Origin of the sequence: Streptococcus mitis (assembly GCF_047464965.1) — a bacterium.
Classification (GTDB): Bacteria; Bacillota; Bacilli; order Lactobacillales; family Streptococcaceae; genus Streptococcus; species Streptococcus mitis_DU.
The window spans coordinates 196,998-215,123 of sequence record NZ_JASHAT010000001.1 but is presented as its reverse complement, the minus strand read 5'-3'; the positions used below and the strand labels follow the sequence as shown (position 1 = coordinate 215,123).

At 40.6% G+C, this 18,126-nt stretch carries 21 protein-coding genes; 5 read left to right on the top strand and 16 right to left on the bottom strand.

Translation table 11 applies throughout. The features are described from left to right. Window positions 1–117: 117 nt before the first annotated feature. Together QM408_RS01125 and ruvB are read right to left on the bottom strand one after the other, a co-directional pair. On the bottom strand, window positions 118–690 hold the full coding sequence (locus QM408_RS01125; protein ID WP_261095789.1) for a nucleotidyltransferase family protein: 573 nt from the start codon (window positions 688–690) through the stop codon (window positions 118–120). Next, entirely contained in the window at window positions 671–1,669 is a 999-nt protein-coding gene (gene ruvB / locus QM408_RS01120; protein WP_023946759.1) for a Holliday junction branch migration DNA helicase RuvB, read from the bottom strand. Before ruvB ends, QM408_RS01125 begins: the two co-directional genes overlap by 20 nt. Window positions 1,670–1,802: 133 nt before the next feature. Between ruvB and QM408_RS01115 the strand changes: the two genes are divergently transcribed. Both QM408_RS01115 and QM408_RS01110 read left to right on the top strand, forming a co-directional pair. Next, window positions 1,803–1,895, top strand: coding sequence for a type I toxin-antitoxin system Fst family toxin (locus tag QM408_RS01115; protein ID WP_084862780.1), 93 nt, complete (start codon window positions 1,803–1,805; stop codon window positions 1,893–1,895). Window positions 1,896–2,056: 161 nt separating this feature from the next. After that, on the top strand, window positions 2,057–2,191 hold the full coding sequence (locus QM408_RS01110; RefSeq protein ID WP_257960423.1) for a hypothetical protein: 135 nt from the start codon (window positions 2,057–2,059) through the stop codon (window positions 2,189–2,191). A 427-nt stretch (window positions 2,192–2,618) separates the two neighbouring features. On the opposite strand, the gene QM408_RS01105 is transcribed toward QM408_RS01110, so the two are convergent. The 3 genes from QM408_RS01105 to leuS all read right to left on the bottom strand — a co-directional run bounded on the left by QM408_RS01105 (window position 2,619) and on the right by leuS (window position 6,353). Beyond that, complete coding sequence (locus QM408_RS01105) at window positions 2,619–3,035, bottom strand: GNAT family N-acetyltransferase (protein WP_084928775.1); 417 nt, start codon at window positions 3,033–3,035, stop codon at window positions 2,619–2,621. Window positions 3,036–3,046: 11 nt separating this feature from the next. Further along, a complete protein-coding gene (locus QM408_RS01100) occupies window positions 3,047–3,742 on the bottom strand; it encodes a GNAT family N-acetyltransferase (RefSeq protein ID WP_001144927.1) in 696 nt (231 codons plus the stop codon). A gap of 109 nt (window positions 3,743–3,851) precedes the next feature. Next, on the bottom strand, window positions 3,852–6,353 hold the full coding sequence (gene leuS, locus QM408_RS01095) for a leucine--tRNA ligase (RefSeq protein ID WP_261077938.1): 2,502 nt from the start codon (window positions 6,351–6,353) through the stop codon (window positions 3,852–3,854). 318 nt (window positions 6,354–6,671) lie between these two features. Between leuS and QM408_RS01090 the strand changes: the two genes are divergently transcribed. The 3 genes from QM408_RS01090 to QM408_RS01080 are packed head-to-tail and all read left to right on the top strand — an operon-like array spanning window position 6,672 to window position 10,464. Further along, on the top strand, window positions 6,672–7,712 hold the full coding sequence (locus QM408_RS01090; RefSeq protein WP_414373254.1) for an ABC transporter substrate-binding protein: 1,041 nt from the start codon (window positions 6,672–6,674) through the stop codon (window positions 7,710–7,712). Window positions 7,713–7,724: 12 nt separating this feature from the next. Continuing rightward, window positions 7,725–8,816 (top strand): ABC transporter ATP-binding protein, encoded by a 1,092-nt coding sequence (locus tag QM408_RS01085; protein WP_261017520.1) that lies wholly within the window; start codon window positions 7,725–7,727, stop codon window positions 8,814–8,816. Further along, complete coding sequence (locus tag QM408_RS01080) at window positions 8,806–10,464, top strand: ABC transporter permease (RefSeq protein WP_000440018.1); 1,659 nt, start codon at window positions 8,806–8,808, stop codon at window positions 10,462–10,464. Before QM408_RS01085 ends, QM408_RS01080 begins: the two co-directional genes overlap by 11 nt. A gap of 101 nt (window positions 10,465–10,565) precedes the next feature. Here the strand turns inward: QM408_RS01080 and QM408_RS01075 are convergent, their stop codons facing one another. From QM408_RS01075 to secY, 11 genes are all read right to left on the bottom strand, one after another. Further along, a complete protein-coding gene (locus tag QM408_RS01075) occupies window positions 10,566–11,258 on the bottom strand; it encodes a histidine phosphatase family protein (RefSeq protein ID WP_023946791.1) in 693 nt (230 codons plus the stop codon). Window positions 11,259–11,502: 244 nt separating this feature from the next. Then, the gene (locus QM408_RS01070) at window positions 11,503–12,840 is read right to left on the bottom strand and encodes a PFL family protein (protein WP_049551263.1); all 1,338 of its coding nucleotides are present in this window, start codon (window positions 12,838–12,840) and stop codon (window positions 11,503–11,505) included. 9 nt (window positions 12,841–12,849) lie between these two features. After that, window positions 12,850–13,116 carry an ACT domain-containing protein gene (locus tag QM408_RS01065; protein ID WP_000644124.1) on the bottom strand — a complete coding sequence of 89 codons (267 nt, stop codon included), beginning with the start codon at window positions 13,114–13,116 and terminating at the stop codon, window positions 12,850–12,852. A 264-nt stretch (window positions 13,117–13,380) separates the two neighbouring features. Continuing rightward, entirely contained in the window at window positions 13,381–13,767 is a 387-nt protein-coding gene (gene rplQ / locus QM408_RS01060; RefSeq protein ID WP_000331493.1) for a 50S ribosomal protein L17, read from the bottom strand. An 11-nt stretch (window positions 13,768–13,778) separates the two neighbouring features. Continuing rightward, entirely contained in the window at window positions 13,779–14,714 is a 936-nt protein-coding gene (locus QM408_RS01055) for a DNA-directed RNA polymerase subunit alpha (protein WP_000568988.1), read from the bottom strand. A 42-nt stretch (window positions 14,715–14,756) separates the two neighbouring features. Then, on the bottom strand, window positions 14,757–15,140 hold the full coding sequence (gene rpsK, locus QM408_RS01050) for a 30S ribosomal protein S11 (protein ID WP_001118385.1): 384 nt from the start codon (window positions 15,138–15,140) through the stop codon (window positions 14,757–14,759). A gap of 17 nt (window positions 15,141–15,157) precedes the next feature. Further along, complete coding sequence (gene rpsM / locus QM408_RS01045) at window positions 15,158–15,523, bottom strand: 30S ribosomal protein S13 (RefSeq protein ID WP_000090781.1); 366 nt, start codon at window positions 15,521–15,523, stop codon at window positions 15,158–15,160. Window positions 15,524–15,540: 17 nt separating this feature from the next. Continuing rightward, a complete protein-coding gene (gene rpmJ, locus QM408_RS01040) occupies window positions 15,541–15,657 on the bottom strand; it encodes a 50S ribosomal protein L36 (RefSeq protein WP_001808836.1) in 117 nt (38 codons plus the stop codon). A gap of 24 nt (window positions 15,658–15,681) precedes the next feature. Then, a complete protein-coding gene (gene infA / locus QM408_RS01035; protein WP_001029883.1) occupies window positions 15,682–15,900 on the bottom strand; it encodes a translation initiation factor IF-1 in 219 nt (72 codons plus the stop codon). Window positions 15,901–16,016: 116 nt separating this feature from the next. Next, a complete protein-coding gene (locus QM408_RS01030) occupies window positions 16,017–16,655 on the bottom strand; it encodes an adenylate kinase (protein ID WP_001050436.1) in 639 nt (212 codons plus the stop codon). Window positions 16,656–16,804: 149 nt separating this feature from the next. Beyond that, window positions 16,805–18,115: a preprotein translocase subunit SecY gene (secY, locus tag QM408_RS01025; RefSeq protein WP_000465403.1), complete on the bottom strand. Its 1,311-nt coding sequence runs from the start codon at window positions 18,113–18,115 to the stop codon at window positions 16,805–16,807. Window positions 18,116–18,126 lie beyond the last annotated feature (11 nt).

The following is an 18,126-nucleotide window of genomic DNA, read 5'->3' as shown; positions in this document are numbered from 1 at the left end:
GCCTGATTGGGCGACTTTATTTTTTATAGGGAGATTATTATGAAAAAGTTTTAGGAGTTTAAGTTAAGGTCTTCTTAACTTATGGACTTAGTATACACTTCCTAGCTTAAAGTTTCCTTAAGTATTTTTAAAAATCAAATTTTTCCATTTTTCCTGCCAATTTTTCTTGGATAGACGTGTTTGATAAAGTTCCATTCGGTCTTCATTCTCTAAAAAATGAGGAGTTGGACGAACTTGAAAATTCAAAATATCCTCCAAACCATAAGGTGCATAGAGTTCAAAATCGGATTCTTCATTCAAGCGTAGTCCAACAGCCGTACACCGTTCTGGATACTTACTCATAGCATCACGGGAACTGGTATAGGGAGCAGTATGAGGGCTATGCTGATGCATATAGACCTGATTTTTCAACTCCCATTGGTACTGAGGAAAATCCTCTCGTAGCTTTTTCTCCAGTAATAAGGTTTCCTCATAAGAAATATCTGGATTAAAGAAAATCACATCTACATCTGTTTCACAGTCAAAAGGGGATTTATCTGACAAGAGATTCCAGATGAAATTCCTGACAGAACCTGCTGCCAACCAAGAATCTTTCAAACCAAGGTTTCGGATGATAGTCAAAATAGCCATCATATCCGGATTTTCTCTGAAAGAGTCTAAAATTTCAGCCTTATTTTTCAATATATTCATACCCTAAATGCTCATATGCCTTAGCAGTCGCCACCCGTCCAGAACGTGTCCGCATGATAAAACCTTTTTGAATCAAGTAGGGCTCATACATGTCTTCAACTGTCTCACGCTCTTCTGCTATGTTAACAGAAAGAGTTCCTAGACCAACAGGACCACCACCGTACATCTCAATCATGGTGCGAAGGATTTTCTGGTCCACATAGTCCAGACCTTCATGGTCAACATCCAGCATAGTCAAAGCCTTATCAGTAATAAGATCATCGATAACCCCATTCCCTATAATCTGGGCAAAATCGCGCACGCGTTTGAGGAGACGATTGGCAATACGAGGGGTTCCACGACTACGTAGGGCTAATTCAGATGCTGCCTCATGAGTGATTTCCATCTCAAAAATATCTGCCGTCCGCTCAACAATTTCCGTCAAGTCAGCATGGGCATAATACTCCATGTGACCTGTAATTCCAAAACGTGCCCGTAGCGGATTTGAGAGCATACCAGCCCGAGTCGTCGCACCAATCAAAGTGAAAGGTGGCAACTCCAAATGAACACTGCGACTGCCTTCACCAGCCCCAATCATGATATCAATGTAGAAGTCCTCCATGGCACTATAAAGCACCTCTTCCACTGACATTGGCAAACGATGAATCTCATCAATAAAGAGAACATCCCCAGGCTCTAAGTCATTCAAAATCGCTACCAAATCACCGGCTTTTTCAATGACTGGACCCGAAGTCTGCTTGAGATTGACACCTAGTTCATTGGCAATAACAAAAGCCATGGTCGTTTTTCCCAAGCCTGGAGGGCCAAATAAAAGCACATGATCCAGCGCTTCATCCCGCATTTTGGCAGCTTCTATAAAGATTTGAAGCTGGTCCTTGACCTTATCCTGCCCAATATATTCACGTAAATACTGAGGACGGAGCGTGCGTTCTACTAACTCCTCGTCCCCCATTATCTCATTATCTAAAATTCTACTCATGGCTCTATTATATCAAAAAACCAAGCCACAAACAAAAAAGCCACCTGATTGGGTGACTCCAGAGTTTAGCACCTATGTGGTATAACATTCTACGGCACTGCTACACCGCCTACGAAAGGAGGTGAGATAGCCCATGATGGAACTAATCCTTAAAACTATCATCGAACCGATTGTGGTCGGTGTCGTTCTTCGGCTAGTCGATAAATGGCTAAACAAGGACAAATAGTGTCAAAAAAGACCCCAAGCTTATTTGGACGTGAGCTTGGGGTCTTTTCTAGCCTATGATATAGACACAATACTTAATTCTCTTTCATTATCCCACAGTTCACACATTTCGTCAAAGATTTACATTCTCAGCTTCGCAAGCTTTAACCGCTGTACAACAATATGATGACTCACTCCTCGACAACCAAGAACATTATTACAGCAGTTCCAGTCCTTCAATTAACAGTCACTTACAATCAAATTGAGTTTGAAGTAGCTGAAGCGACAACAGACCTATTTATTAGTCATATTCGCTAAAAAAAGTCCCCGCCAATTCCCCGACCAAAATCCGAAAAATATCGGAAAATGATTTTTAGAATAGTCCCCAAAATCCTGAAATAGAGCCAAAAAACTCCACCTGATTGGGTGGAGTTAAGGGAGATTATTATGAAAAAGAAAAGTTTAGGATTTTATTAAATAAAGTTAGGAGGTCTTTATTTAATAACTATATGATACAAGACAAAGCTTAAAACTAGCTTAACTTTTCTCAAATTTTACTATTTTGCAAAAAAAATCTATCACCATCACCTATCCACGAAAAAAGCCACCTGATTGGGTGGCTTCATTAGGAGATTATGATGAAAAAAGTTTTAGGATTTCATTAAATAAAGTTAGGAGGTCTTTATTTAATGACTATATAATACTAGACCATCCTTAAATTTTGCTTAATAAAAAACAAATTTTATTATTTTTCTCGATTCATCCAAGTCATTCCTATACAATTATAGGTGGATAAGATTTCAAAGCCCATAGAACGATAGAATCCCAAGGTTCTTTCTGTCTGGCCTGTCACCAGCTGGACTTGATAGGCATCTTTGTAATCCTCTAAAGCCTCTTTCATCAAGGCGCTACCAATCCCTTGACGCTGATAGATTGGTAAAACAATTAAATCCTGAACCAATACTGATGAGAATCCATCGCCAACCAAACGAATCAAGCCTACCACAGCATCGCCATCAAGTGCCACATAAATCGCTAATGAATGAGATAAGGCCTGCTCCAGCATCTCTGGTTGATGGGTATAATTTGTCCAACCGACAGCCTGATAGAGATGCAAAACATCCTCTAGCTTGACAATTTCTTGCTTTTTAATAGTAATCATCTCAACACCTCTTAGAGTTCTCTCAAGCTCTTGTACTGCTGTCCATTTTTGTCAAAATTTTCAGGACGCAACCATGTTTCCAAACGAGATTTTACTTTGGGCCAATCCTTATCAATTATAGACAACCAATCCGTATCCCTCGTGCGCCCCTTATAAACCACTGCCTGACGGAAGGTTCCTTCATAAATAAAGCCCAAACGTTCCGCTGCTCGTCTTGATGGCAGGTTAAGAGCATCGCATTTCCACTCATAGCGACGATAGTTAAGTTCCTCGAAAACATAGCGCGCCAGGAGATACTGGGCTTCTGTCCCTATTCGTGTCCCCCTGAGCTCTGGAGAAAAAGTGACAGCTCCCACTTCTATTACTCGGTTATTCTGGTCAATACGCATGAGAGAAAAAGTTCCTAAAACTTTACCAGTTTCCTTGTCTATGATTGCATAGTAAAAACGGTCCTTACGAGCTAACATCTGATTTAAAAGGGTAACCAGCTCCTCCATATCTGCCACTGGTTCCTGAAAAAGGTAGGTCCACATCTCCCGAGGAGTATCCGGACCATAAACAGCTAATAAATCCTCCGTATGCTTTTCCACTGAAAGAGCTTCTATTCGAGCATATCGCCCTTCTAAGAAATCAATAGAAGGCAATTCACCTGGAGTATAACCTTCCATTGACTCCCCAATCATCTGACCATATTCATTTACTGGCATAACTTTCCCCTTGTTTCGCTTTTCAAACTTTATAGTTGCCCATAGTATATCATACTTTCATAAGAAGATTCAAAAAATCCTCCAGATTCTACTCTGAAGGATTCATTTCTTATTTCACAACGATATTAACGAGTTTGTTCGGTACCGCAATCACCTTCACGATTTCCTTACCGTCAATCTCCGCTTTGACTTTTTCGTCAGCCAGAGCAATTTCTTGCAATTCTTCGCGTGATAGGTCTTTAGCGACCATGAGTTTGGCACGGACTTTACCTTTGATTTGGACGACAATTTCGATTTCGTCTTCAACCAATTTGCTTTCGTCCCAAGTTGGCCAAGCCACATAAGAGATTGACTCACCTGTTGCTGCAACTGTTTGCCAGAGCTCTTCTGCCAAGTGAGGCGCAAATGGTGCAATCAATTGGATAAAGCCTTTGGCGTAGTCTGCATAAAGCTTGTCTTCCTTGTTAGCTGCATTGACAAAGACCATAAGTTGGGCAATGGCTGTGTTGAATTTGAGGGATTCGATTTGTTCTGTGACAGCTTTAACAGTTTCGTTGTAAACTTTGTCAAGAGCGCCATTGTTTTCCGCAGCTATTTCTTTACTTGTAATCAAGCGGTAAACACGGTCAAGGAACTTACGGCTTCCTTCCAGACCTTCTTCTGACCAAGCAATCGAAGCATCAAGTGGTCCCATAAACATTTCATAAACACGAAGGGTATCGGCACCGTATTGTTCCACCACATCGTCAGGGTTAACCACGTTCTTGAGCGATTTAGACATCTTAGCTGGCGCTTGCTCTAACTCTTCACCTGTTTCTACATGGAAGAAGGAACCGTCACGTTTTTCAACCTTGTCAGTCGCCACAAGAGCCCCACGGTGGTCACGGTAGCTGGTTCCCAAAATCATCCCTTGGTTAAAGAGTTTTTGGAATGGTTCCTTAGTTGGAACAACACCGAGGTCATAGAGGAATTTGTGCCAGAAACGAGCATAAAGCAAGTGAAGAACGGCATGCTCTGCACCACCCACGTAGATATCTACTGGCAACCATTGTTTGAGGAGCTCCTCATCGGCCAATTTCTCAGTATTGTGCGGGTCAATATAGCGGAGGTAGTACCAGCTTGAACCTGCCCATTGTGGCATTGTGTTGGTCTCGCGACGACCTTTGACACCATCTTCACGAGTCACTTCAAGCCAATCTGTCAAATTAGCTAGTGGACTTTCACCAGTACCTGAAGGACGGATATCCTTGGTTACTGGCAAGACAAGTGGCAATTCATTTTCAGGAACAGCTGTTGAAGTTCCGTCTTCCCAATGAATGATAGGAATTGGCTCACCCCAGTAACGTTGACGGCTAAAGAGCCAGTCGCGGAGACGGTAGGTCACCTTCTCTTGACCACAGCCTTTTTCTTCCAACCAAGCCACAATCTTAGCAATTGCGTCTTCTTTGTTGAGTCCATCTAGGAAGTCTGAATTAACGTGAAGGCCATCTTCTGTGTAGGCAGCTTCTGCTACATTTCCACCTTCAAGTACTTCTACGATTGGAAGGTCAAATTGTTTGGCAAATTCCCAGTCACGTTGATCGTGGGCAGGCACAGCCATAACGGCACCTGTTCCGTAACTAGCAAGAACATAGTCGGCAATCCAGATTGGAATTTCCTTACCATTGACAGGGTTGATGGCATAAGCACCAGTCCAAACACCAGTTTTTTCTTTGGCAAGGTCTGTACGAGCCAAGTCAGACTTGAGGCTAGCTTGGTGTTTATAGTCTGCTACTGCTTCTGCTTGCTCTGGACTTGTGATAGCGTCAACCAAATCATGTTCAGGAGCCAAAACAGTGAAAGTCGCACCGAAAAGGGTGTCCGGACGAGTGGTAAAGACTGTGAATTCCTTGTCTGTTCCCTTAACTTTAAAAGTTACATTAGCACCAGTTGATTTCCCAATCCAGTTGCGTTGCATGTCCTTGATAGACTCCGGCCAATCTAGTTCATCTAAATCATTGAGCAAGCGCTCTGCGTAAGCCGTGATTTTGAGCATCCATTGGCGCATTGGCTTGCGGACAACTGGATAGCCTCCACGCTCAGAAGTTCCGTCAGGAAGAACCTCTTCGTTGGCGATGGCTGTTCCCAATTCCTCAACCCAGTTTACTGGCACTTCCGCTTCATAGGCCAAGCCTTTTTCGTAAAGCTTAGTGAAAATCCATTGGGTCCACTTGTAGTAGTTTGGATCTGTTGTATTGACTTCACGATCCCAGTCATAAGAAAATCCAAGCGCATTGATTTGGCGTTTGAAGTTGGCAATGTTCTCAGCTGTAAATTCTGCTGGGTCATTACCTGTATCCATAGCGTATTGCTCTGCAGGCAAACCAAAAGCATCCCAACCCATTGGGTGAAGGACATTGTATCCTTGCGCACGTTTGAAACGGCTGAGGATATCCGTTGCGGTATAACCTTCTGGATGTCCTACGTGCAGACCCGCTCCAGACGGATAAGGAAACATATCAAGAGCATAAAACTTAGGTTTTGATGCATCTGTTCCTGTCTTAAATGTATGATGTTCTGCCCAGTAGCCCTGCCACTTAGGCTCAATTTCTTTATGATTGTAAAAACTCATGGTCTCTCTCCAATTTTGTGATGTTACTATTATACCATTTTTGAGGGAATTTGAAAGACGAGAAATGTTCTTTTGGGCTTGTATGCCAAGAAAGACTGAATCGCAAATCCAGCTTATTTAGCAGTATAAAAAATTAGCCCTCATTTGGAGCTAACTTCTATCAATTATTTGTTTCTTGTATTTTCTTCCCCTAGCGTCTTTAACTCATATTTCCCGTTTTAGATTTCTTTAAGGTTTTTATTATATCCTGTAGAACTCTACAATTTAAAAACATTAACAATCTAGGTAGAGAAAATGTTCGTAAAAAAGGAGATACTTATGAAAAAAATACTATTCTTTCTCTCTTGTAGCTGGGTATTCCTTTCTTTATCAGGATGTTCTTCACCTATAGAAACAGAAACTAGCGCTGAAAAAGATTCAGATAACACTTTGGTTGTCTACTCGCCTAACCCTGAAGACCTTATCGAAGAAACAATCCCAGCCTTCGAAGAAAAATATGGTATTAAGGTTGACTTAGTACAAGCTAGCACTGGTGAATTGTTCAAAAAAGCTGAGGCTGAAAAAGAATCGCCTGTAGCCGATGTCATTTTCGGAGGCTCCTATGCCCTCTTCTCTTCTAACGAAAAACTTTTTGAACCTTATACTTCCCAAGAAAACGACCAGATAATCCCTGAATATCAAAATAAAACAGGATTCTACACACCTTATACACTGGATGTCAGTGTTATCATTGCCAATTCAGCTCTTACAAAAGATATTAAAATTGAAGGCTACAATGATCTACTCAATCCTAAATTAAAAGGAAAAATCGCTACTGCTGATCCAAGTAACGCTTCAAGTGCCTTTGCTCAATTAACAAACATGCTTGTCGATCAAGGTGGATACGAAAATGAACAAGCTTGGACCTATGTGAAAAATCTATTTACCCTAGTAGATGGAAAAATTGCATCTAGCTCTTCGAATGTTTATAAAGCTGTCGCCGATGGAGAAATGGCTGTAGGACTCACCTATGAAGATCCTGCCTTAAAACTCTTAAATGATGGAGTTGATGTAAAAGTTATTTATCCAAAAGAAGGTACCGTCTTTTTACCTGGTAACGCGGCTATCGTCAAAAATGCCAAACACATGGAAAACGCTAAAAAATTTATCGATTTCCTCCTTTCTCAAGAAATCCAAGATAAGCTAGGAACTGAAACTACAATCAGACCTATTCGTAAAAATGCTAAAACCAATAAAAATATGAAGGCAATGACAGAAATCAAGATTGCCACCGAAGATTCAGATTATGTCATTAAAAACAAATCCACTATTCTTAAAAAGTACAATGACATTTTTACAGATATCCAATCTAAACAGTAAAAGGGGTTCACTATGAGTGAGATCAAAATTATTAACGCCAAAAAAATCTACCACGACGTCCCTGTTATTGAAAACTTGAATGTCACTATTCCCAAAGGAAGCCTCTTTACCATCCTTGGTCCTTCAGGGTGTGGGAAAACGACTCTTCTTCGCATGATTGCAGGCTTCAACAGTATCGAAGGCGGAGAATTGTACTTCGATGATACAAAAATCAATAATATGGAACCTAGCAAACGCAATATCGGAATGGTTTTCCAAAACTACGCTATTTTCCCACATTTGACTGTCCGAGACAATGTTGCTTTTGGTCTCAAGCAAAAGAAAGTTCCAAAAGAAGAATTGATTCAACAGACCAACAAGTATCTTGAACTCATGCAAATTGCTCAATATGCGGATCGAAAGCCAGATAAACTCAGTGGTGGACAACAACAACGTGTCGCCTTGGCACGCGCCTTAGCTGTTAATCCAAGTGTTCTCCTCATGGACGAGCCGCTCAGTAACCTAGATGCCAAACTTCGCTTGGATATGCGTCAAGCCATTCGAGAAATCCAACACGAAGTGGGAATTACAACCGTCTATGTGACCCACGACCAAGAAGAAGCCATGGCGATTTCAGACCAAATTGCTGTTATGAAAGATGGGGTGATTCAACAAATCGGTCGGCCAAAAGAACTCTATCATAAACCAGCTAATGAGTTTGTGGCTACCTTTATCGGACGCACAAATATTATCCCTGCCACTCTTGAAAAACGGAGCGACGGCGCTTATATCGTCTTTTCAGATGGCTATGCTCTTCGAATGCCAGCTCTTGATCAGGCTGAGGAGCAAGCCATTCATGTAAGCATTCGTCCTGAAGAATTTATCAAAGATGAATCTGGAGATATTGAAGGAACTATTAGCGATAGCGTCTATCTTGGACTAAATACGGAGTATTTCATTGAAACAGGCTTTGCCTCAAAAATTCAGGTTAGCGAAGAATCAACTTTTGAAGAAGATCTACAAAAAGGCGATCGTATTCGTCTACGAATCAATACTCAAAAATTAAACGTCTTTTCTGCAGATGGTTCCCAAAACCTGATAAAAGGAGTCAACCATGGAACGTAAAAAACTAAATATTTGGACAGCCTCCTCTTTCTTCATCTTTCTTACCTATCTTGTCTTTCTCGTTTATCCTATCGTTACCGTGCTCAAGCAAGCACTCATACATGAAGGACAATTCTCACTAGCTAATTTTGTCACTTTCTTTAGTAAAGCTTACTACTCTGAGACACTTGTCAACAGTTTCAAGGTCTCCATTACCGCTACTGTCACTTCCTTAGTTGTAGGAACCCTATTAGCTTATCTTTTTTCCATGTATGACTTCAAGGGAAAGAAATTTCTACAAATATTGATTATCATTGCTTCCATGTCAGCTCCTTTCGTGGGAGCCTACTCCTGGATTCTCTTGCTGGGACGAAATGGGGTCATCACAAAATTCATGACAAATACTCTTCATCTTCCAGCTATTGATATTTATGGATTCAAAGGAATTGTACTTGTCTTTACACTGCAACTATTCCCACTGGTATTTCTATACGTTGCTGGGACAATGAAAAGTATTGACAATTCTCTACTTGAAGCTGCTGAAAGCATGGGGTCCTTCGGATTTAAGCGTATCGTAACGGTTGTTTTACCTCTCCTAGTTCCAACCTTACTAGCTGCTGCCCTGCTTGTGTTTATGAGAGCATTCTCAGATTTTGGAACGCCTATGTTGATTGGTGAAGGATATCGGACTTTCCCCGTCTTGATTTATACCCAATTCATTAGCGAGGTTGGAGGAAATTCTGCTTTTGCATCTGCTTTAGCAATTATGGCGATTATCATTGCCTTGGCAATCTTCCTTATCCAAAAATACATCTCAAACCGCTACAGTTTCAGCATGAATTCGCTCCATCCAATTGAGCCTAAAAAAACTACAAAAGGAAAAATGGCTGCCATTTATGCAACAGTCTACGGAATTATCTTGTTCTCTGTTCTACCTCAAGTCTACTTGATTTATACTTCTTTCCTAAAAACATCAGGTATGGTATTTGTCAAAGGTTATTCTCTAAACAGTTACAAGGTAGCTTTCAATCGTATGGGATCTGCTATTTTCAATACTATTCGTATCCCTTTGATTGCCTTAGTTCTAGTTGTCCTATTCGCAACATTTATCTCCTACCTAGCCGTTAGAAAACGGAATTTGTTTACAAACTTAATTGACAGCCTCAGTATGGTCCCTTATATTGTACCCGGAACTGTTCTAGGGATTGCCTTCATTTCTTCCTTCAATACCGGTCTATTTGGAAGTGGATTTCTTATGATTACAGGAACTGCTTTCATCTTGATTATGTCTCTATCTGTCAGAAGATTACCGTATACTATTCGCTCATCTGTTGCTAGCTTGCAACAAATAGCACCAAGTATTGAAGAAGCTGCTGAAAGCTTAGGAAGTAGCCGTCTCAATACCTTTGCCAAGATTACAACTCCAATGATGCTATCTGGTATTATTTCTGGAGCTATCCTATCTTGGGTTACAATGATTTCAGAACTCTCTACTTCTATCCTCCTCTACAATGTCAAAACAAGAACAATGACTGTAGCCATTTATACAGAGGTTCTCAGAGGGAATTACGGTGTAGCCGCAGCCTTATCAACTATCCTGACTGTTCTAACAGTAGGTTCCTTGCTCTTGTTTATGAAAATCTCTAAAAGCAATAGCATTACACTTTAGTTTTCCCCATCAAAAACAGCCGAAAGGATTACTTCGGCTGTTTTTTCTTATTTTGATATTCCTACTAGATTCCTAGTTCATTGCAAACAAGTCTAGACTAATTAAATAGAGACTTCCTCCATCTTCTCACGTCCTAGTTGTCGGTAACTACTGTCACCGACAACTTCTACGCTAAACTGGCCGTCCTCATATTCAAGTATCGTCACGCTACCATTATCGAGACCATGCGGATGCATGCCATTAATCAGATACACAATGGTTCCAATGGTCATTCCGTGGCTCACGACTAGGGCATTGCCCCCACCTTGCTCTTCCATTTCTTTGGCAATCGCTTCAAAACCTTCCTTGATTCGGCCACTGAGTTTTTCCCATCCTTCAGCCCAACCAGCTGTATCGACCTCTACCAACCCCTCAGCCAGTTCAGCATAAGACAATTGGTGAACATGATCCACATTAAAGATACGAGGAATAATGCCCATGAAAAGATCACCATCATAAGCTCCGTCAAAGCTACCAAAACACCATTCTCTGATACGTTTGTCCATGCGATAAGGGATTTTCCCCTGCAAACCAAGTTCTTCAAGAATAATTCCCATTGTCTGAATGGTGCGGCCAGAATCACTGGAATAAGCGCGATCAAACTGTAGACCAGATTCTCGCAAACCGATTCCTAATTCTTGAATCCCTCGCTCACCTTCAGCCGTTAAAGGAGTATCGCTCCAACCTTGCGCGCGACCAATCGTGTTAAACATAGTCTTGCCATGACGTACCAAATACAATCGTACTTTTACCATTTTCCGTCCTCCGTTTGCTTCTATTATATCATGGATGATAAAACAAAAGCCACCCAGACAGGTGACTTTTGCAGGAGATTATTATGAAAAAGTTTAGGAGTTCTATTAAATAAAGATATTAGATGAAAATCAAATTCAAACTAAATCAGTGTTATCTGTTTCAAATAATATTAGGAGGTCTTTATTTAATGATTATAGTATACACATCCAACCTTAAATAGAACTTAAAATTTCTCCTATTTTCTTAATTTTTAAAACTATGAATTGGTGCTGGGATTTGTCCTCCACGAGAGATGAAATCAACAGACGAAGCTCCATTGACCTTCATAACAGGTGCAGTACCCAATAGACCACCAAACTCAATCATATCGCCTTCTTTTCCTTTTGGAATGATACGAACAGCCGTTGTTTTCATGTTAATGACACCAATTGCAGCCTCATCTGCAATCATAGCAGCAATGGTTTCAGCAGGTGTATCCTCCGGAATGGCAATCATATCCAAACCAACGGAACAGATAGCCGTCATAGCTTCTAGTTTTTCCAAATTAAGAGAGCCATTTTGTACTGCAGCAATCATTCCTTCATCCTCAGAAACAGGAATAAAGGCACCAGACAAACCACCAACTTGGTTGCAGGCCATCACTCCACCCTTCTTAACTTGGTCGTTCAAGAGTGCCAAGGCAGCCGTCGTCCCGTGTGTCCCAACTGTTTCTAGCCCCATTTCTTCAAGGACACGTGCAACAGAATCTCCAACCGCAGGAGTTGGCGCCAAACTCAAGTCCACAATACCAAACTCCACACCCAGTCTCTCACTGGCCATTTGACCAACCAATTGACCGATACGAGTGATTTTAAAGGCAGTTTTCTTAACTGTTTCGGCTACTACATCAAAGCTCTGTCCACGAACTTTTTCCAAGGCACGTTTCACCACACCAGGACCGGAAACTCCGACATTGATGATAACATCTGCCTCCCCAACACCATGGAAGGCACCCGCCATAAATGGATTGTCCTCAACAGCATTAGCGAATACAACCAACTTGGCCGCCCCCATATCTGATAGATTAGCCGTTTCCTTGATAACTCGTCCCATATCTGCGACAGCCGTCATATTGATACCAGACTTGGTTGAGCCGATATTGACTGACGAGCAGACCTTGTCCGTTTCAGCCAAAGCACGAGGAATAGAATTGATGAGAATCTCATCTCCCTTTTGGTACCCCTTTTGTACCAAGGCAGAGAAGCCACCGATAAAATCCACACCGATTTCTTTCGCAGCCTTATCAAGCGCTTTTGCCAGAACAACGTAGTCCGTCGCATCTGTCGCTGCCCCAATCAAAGAGATAGGAGTCACCGATACACGCTTATTAACGATTGGAATCCCCAACTCAGCCGCAATTTCATCGCCAACAGCCACTAAATTAGCTGCCTTGGTCGTAATCTTTTGATAAATTTTCTCCGCAGCACGATTGATATCTGGATTGATACAGTCCAAAAGGGAAATCCCCATGGTAATAGTTCTGATATCGAAGTTTTGCTCCTCAATCATGGCGATGGTCTCAGTAACTTGTCTAATATCCATGATAACCTCCTAGATATTATACATAGCTTCGAAAATCGCTGCACTCTGAATATTGATTTTCACATTCAAAGTTTGCCCAAAAGCTTCAAATTCATTACGAAGATAAGTGAAATCTTGTTTTTCATCACTAGAGACGACAGCCATCATCGTGAAATATTCATCCAAGACAGTTTGAGAGATATCATCAATATTCAAACCCAATTCTGCAATTTTACCAGAAACACCTGCAACAATTCCAGATTTATCTTTACCAACAACAGTTATAATCGCTTTCATAAGCAAACTCCAATTCTTCTTTTAATAGGAAACCTGAACATTAAACAGGATTCTTTTCAAATAGTATAGCATAATTCTAACTAAAATACTCAAAAACGCCTGCTTACGAAGTTGTTCTTAAGAAAAAAACAATTTCGTAAACAAGCGTCTACTATCCCAACTTATGATGAGTGTTCCCGCTAGGACCGAGATCCTAGCGGTAGACCAGAGCTAGACTAAGAGCACAAGACTCCATCATCATAACACTCAACAAAATTGATGATTTTATACTAATTCGATGATCGCCATTGGCGCTGCATCACCACGACGTGGTTCAGTTTTAAGGATACGAGTGTATCCACCGTTACGTTCAGCATAACGAGGTGCAATTTCTGAGAACAATTTTTGAAGTGCTGTAGTAGAAGTGTACTTATCAGTTGCTTCATCATAGTTTTCAGATGCGATTTCATTACGTACGAAAGCAGCTGCTTGACGACGTGCATGCAAATCACCACGTTTACCTAGAGTAATCATTTTTTCAACAGTTTTACGGATTTCTTTAGCACGAGCTTCAGTTGTCACGATTGATTCGTTGATCAAAAGGTCAGTTGTCAAATCGCGAAGCATTGCTTTACGTTGTGAGCTAGTGCGTCCTAGTTTACGGTAAGCCATTTATTCCTCCTTTATTTATCTTTTAATCCAAGACCCAAATCAATGAGTTTGAGTTTCACTTCTTCCAAACTCTTGCGTCCAAGATTTCGTACTTTCATCATCTCTGCTTCAGATTTTTCTGTCAAATCATGCACAGTATTGATACCGGCACGTTTCAAACAGTTGTATGAACGCACAGACAAGTCCAGTTCCTCAATCGTACGATCCAAAATACGGTCGTCAGATTCAGTATCAGCTTCTTTCATCACTTCAGTTGACTTAGCAATCTCAGTAAGATTTGTAAACAAATCAAGATGTTCTGTCAAAATACGTGCTGAAAGCCCTAAAGCATCTTCTGGAATAATTGTTCCATTTGTCAAGATTTCAAGGGTTAATTTGTCAAATCCATCATTGCTACCTACACGAGCAGGTTCCACTTGATAGTTGACTTTTGTAACTGGTGTATAAATAGAATCTACAGCAAGTGTTCCAACTGGTGCATTATCCTTTTTATTTTCATCAGCAGGTACATATCCACGACCACTGTTAACAGTCATAGTCGCTTTTAGAGAAGAACCCTCACCGATTGTAAAGAGATAATGATCTGGATTTACAATTTCAATATCGCTATCTGTCAAAATGTCACCAGCTGTTACTTCAGCAGGACCTTCAACATCTAGTTCGATGATTTTTTCGTCTTCAACGTACGATTTCACTGCAATTCCTTTAATGTTCAGAATGATTTGCATCACGTCTTCACGAACACCTGGAACTGTGTCAAACTCATGTAACACACCATCAATATTGATAGATGTCACAGCTGCTCCTGGTAGAGAAGCTAGAAGTACACGACGAAGAGAGTTACCAAGAGTTGTACCGTAGCCACGTTCAAGTGGTTCGATTACAAACTTGCCATAATCTTTATTTTCATCAATTTTTGTTATATTTGGTTTTTCAAACTCGATCATTTAGTTACTCCCTCTTAAACGAAAAGCAGTGTAATGCGATGATTATACACGGCGACGTTTTGGAGGACGAGCACCATTGTGTGGCACTGGAGTCACATCACGAATTGCTGTTACTTCAAGACCAGCGGCAGCAAGCGCACGAATAGCTGACTCACGACCAGAACCTGGACCTTTTACAGTAACTTCAACTGATTTAAGACCGTGTTCTTGTGCAGATTTAGCAGCAGCTTCAGAAGCCATTTGAGCAGCGAATGGTGTAGATTTACGAGAACCTTTGAAACCAAGAGCACCAGCTGATGACCAAGCAATTGCATTACCATGCACATCAGTAATCATAACAATAGTGTTATTAAATGTAGCGTGAATATGAGCAATACCAGATTCGATATTCTTTTTCACACGACGTTTACGTGTTGGTTTAGCCAAGACTTTTACCTCCTATATTATTTTTTCTTACCAGCAATCGCAACAGCTTTACCTTTACGAGTGCGAGCGTTGTTTTTAGTGTTTTGTCCACGGACAGGAAGTCCACGACGGTGACGGATACCACGGTATGAACCGATTTCCATCAAACGTTTGATGTTCAAGTTTACTTCACGACGAAGGTCACCTTCAACTTTGATTGCATCCACTTCACGACGGATAGCATCTTCTTGATCTGATGTAAGATCACGTACACGAACATCTTCTGAGATTCCAGCAGCAGCCAAAATTTTCTTAGATGTTGCAAGTCCGATACCATAAACATAAGTCAATGAGATTACTACGCGTTTGTCATTTGGAATGTCAACTCCAGCAATACGAGCCATGTTTTCTCCTTTCTATCTTATCCTTGACGTTGTTTGTGTTTTGGATTTGCTGGGCAAATTACCATAACACGACCATTACGACGAATAACTTTACAGTATTCGCAAATTGGTTTGACCGATGGTCTTACTTTCATTTCTTATCCCTCCAAGTTTTTCGATTATTTAAAGCGGTAAGTGATACGTCCACGTGTCAAGTCATATGGACTCATTTCGACAGTAACACGATCTCCCGCTAAAATACGAATATAGTTTTTACGAATTTTACCAGAAACTGTTGCTAAAATCTGATGTCCATTTTCAAGTTCAACCGTAAACATTGCATTCGGCATTGTATCAACTACTTTGCCTTCAACTTCAATCACATCGTCTTTTGCCACGCAAAAGCACCTCCATAAATTTCGATTCGATGCCTCTAGACACAGAGACAACAATTATAAGTCAGACTATCTTAGTATAACATTTGTAGCGGATTATTGCAAGTGTGAAAAACGCTTTATTTCAAATTTGTCAATACTTTTTCGATATCTGAGAAGACATCATTGATATCTTGATTACCTTCGATGTCATGAACCAAACCTTTGGCACGGTAGTGAGCAATGATTGGTTCTCCTTGAGCAATATTCACATCCAAACGACGTTTCACTGTCTCAGGCTTATCATCTTCACGTTGGTAGTAATCTTCTTCCTTATAGTCAACTGGTGGGTTAAAGACCTTGTGGAAAGTTTCTCCAGTTACGCGGTGGATAATACGACCACTCAAACGTTCCAAGAGGCTATCTGGATTCACTTCAATGTTGATGACACCTTCTAGTTCAATGCCAAGTTCAGCCAATGTTTTGTCCAAGGCATGAGCTTGTTCGATTGTACGTGGGTAACCATCCAATAAGAATCCTGTTTCTTTAATATCATCTTGTGAAAGACGTTCTTTTACGATCCCATTTGTAACTTCATCAGGAACTAATTCACCCTTGTCAATGTATGACTTAGCAAGAACACCCATTTCAGTTTGATTTGCCATAGCAGCACGGAACATATCACCTGTTGAGATATGTGCAACATGGAATTGTTCTACGATTTTTGCTGCTTGAGTTCCCTTACCTGCACCAGGTAAGCCCATAATCAAAAGATTCATGATTTGATCTCCTTATTTTATTTTTAAATAGAAGCAAAAAGTCTTTTCACCCCTATTTAAAAACAAAATAGAAGAGGGGAGACCAAACTCTCACTAATGTTAGAGTTAAACCTCCACTCCCTCAGCATTTACTGACTCAGTAAATACTTTTATTCTGTTCTGTCCATGAAACCAACATACTTACGTTTCAATAGGTAACCTTCCAATTGTTTGATTCCTTCAATACCTGTAGAGATAATGATCAAAAGACTGGTTCCTCCAAAAGCAACTGCCTCTGAAAGTCCAAAAACATCTTTTGCTACAATCGGTAAAATAGAAATCACACCAAGGAATAGGGAACCAACAGTTGCAAGACGACGAAGAAGTTTAGACATATATTCTTCTGTACCTTTACCAGGACGAACTCCATGGATATAAGCACCGCTCTTTTGTAAGTTTTCTGCCGCTTTTTCAGGATTAATCTGTACAAACGTATAGAAGAATGTAAAGAGAATAATCAATAAAGCATACATAGCAATACCAGTTGGTGAAGTTGTTGCCAGCATTTCTTGTGCTGTTCTTACCCAAGCCCAATCATGACCTGTAGCGCTCAAAAACTGAAGAATAGCCGCAGGCGCTGCAGTAATCGAACTTGCAAAGATAACAGGGATAACTCCAGCAGGGTTTACCTTCAAAGGTAGGTAAGAGCTAGATGGAGCACCTTGTGCAACCTTAGTATATTGGATTGGAATTTTGTATTCTGCTTGTTGAACATAAGTTGTAAAATAAATGATCAACAATACAGTAATAATCAAAATGATTACGAAAATGATAGATGAGTTGATACGGCTACTTGGGACGTTCACAAAGTAGTCCACATAGATGCCCTGAATCATCTCTGGAATTGATGCAACAATCCCGGCAAAGATAATCATAGAAACACCATTTCCGTATCCCTTATCTGTAATTTGCTCTCCCAACCAAGTCACAATCATGCTACCAGCTGTTAAGATGATACCAATCATGATAAAGACTTGTGGTGTAAGAGCTGTTTTCAACAATTGAGCTCCAGCCAAAGTATTAAAACCAGCTGTAATACCGATAGATTGCACAAAGGCTAAAACAAGAGCAATATAACGAGTAGCTTGATTTAATTTTCTTCGACCTACCTCCCCTTGTTTACCCCACTCTACAAACTTGGGTAAAATATCCATTTGCAAGAGTTGGACAACGATAGAGGCCGTAATGTAGGGACTAACACCAAGAGCAAAAACTGAGAAGTTTTTCATGGCATTCCCTGAGACCAAGCTCAACATGTTTAAGAAGGATAATCCACTTAAAGCATTCAAGCTATTGGCATTCACACCAGGAACTGTAATGCTAGTTCCGATACGAAAGACCAAAACGATAAAAATTGTAAATAAAATTTTTGATCGAACCTGCTTGACTTTAAGAGCTTCTCTTAATAATTTAAAAAACATAGGTCACCTCT

Coding starts and splice junctions, on each gene's coding strand:
- QM408_RS01125 (WP_261095789.1), bottom strand. CDS start 690: ATGAATATATTGAAAAATAAGGCTGAAATTTTAGACTCTTTCAGAGAA.
- ruvB (WP_023946759.1), bottom strand. CDS start 1,669: ATGAGTAGAATTTTAGATAATGAGATAATGGGGGACGAGGAGTTAGTA.
- QM408_RS01115 (WP_084862780.1), top strand. CDS start 1,803: ATGATGGAACTAATCCTTAAAACTATCATCGAACCGATTGTGGTCGGT.
- QM408_RS01110 (WP_257960423.1), top strand. CDS start 2,057: ATGATGACTCACTCCTCGACAACCAAGAACATTATTACAGCAGTTCCA.
- QM408_RS01105 (WP_084928775.1), bottom strand. CDS start 3,035: ATGATTACTATTAAAAAGCAAGAAATTGTCAAGCTAGAGGATGTTTTG.
- QM408_RS01100 (WP_001144927.1), bottom strand. CDS start 3,742: ATGCCAGTAAATGAATATGGTCAGATGATTGGGGAGTCAATGGAAGGT.
- leuS (WP_261077938.1), bottom strand. CDS start 6,353: ATGAGTTTTTACAATCATAAAGAAATTGAGCCTAAGTGGCAGGGCTAC.
- QM408_RS01090 (WP_414373254.1), top strand. CDS start 6,672: ATGAAAAAAATACTATTCTTTCTCTCTTGTAGCTGGGTATTCCTTTCT.
- QM408_RS01085 (WP_261017520.1), top strand. CDS start 7,725: ATGAGTGAGATCAAAATTATTAACGCCAAAAAAATCTACCACGACGTC.
- QM408_RS01080 (WP_000440018.1), top strand. CDS start 8,806: ATGGAACGTAAAAAACTAAATATTTGGACAGCCTCCTCTTTCTTCATC.
- QM408_RS01075 (WP_023946791.1), bottom strand. CDS start 11,258: ATGGTAAAAGTACGATTGTATTTGGTACGTCATGGCAAGACTATGTTT.
- QM408_RS01070 (WP_049551263.1), bottom strand. CDS start 12,840: ATGGATATTAGACAAGTTACTGAGACCATCGCCATGATTGAGGAGCAA.
- QM408_RS01065 (WP_000644124.1), bottom strand. CDS start 13,116: ATGAAAGCGATTATAACTGTTGTTGGTAAAGATAAATCTGGAATTGTT.
- rplQ (WP_000331493.1), bottom strand. CDS start 13,767: ATGGCTTACCGTAAACTAGGACGCACTAGCTCACAACGTAAAGCAATG.
- QM408_RS01055 (WP_000568988.1), bottom strand. CDS start 14,714: ATGATCGAGTTTGAAAAACCAAATATAACAAAAATTGATGAAAATAAA.
- rpsM (WP_000090781.1), bottom strand. CDS start 15,523: ATGGCTCGTATTGCTGGAGTTGACATTCCAAATGACAAACGCGTAGTA.
- rpmJ (WP_001808836.1), bottom strand. CDS start 15,657: ATGAAAGTAAGACCATCGGTCAAACCAATTTGCGAATACTGTAAAGTT.
- QM408_RS01030 (WP_001050436.1), bottom strand. CDS start 16,655: ATGAATCTTTTGATTATGGGCTTACCTGGTGCAGGTAAGGGAACTCAA.
- secY (WP_000465403.1), bottom strand. CDS start 18,115: ATGTTTTTTAAATTATTAAGAGAAGCTCTTAAAGTCAAGCAGGTTCGA.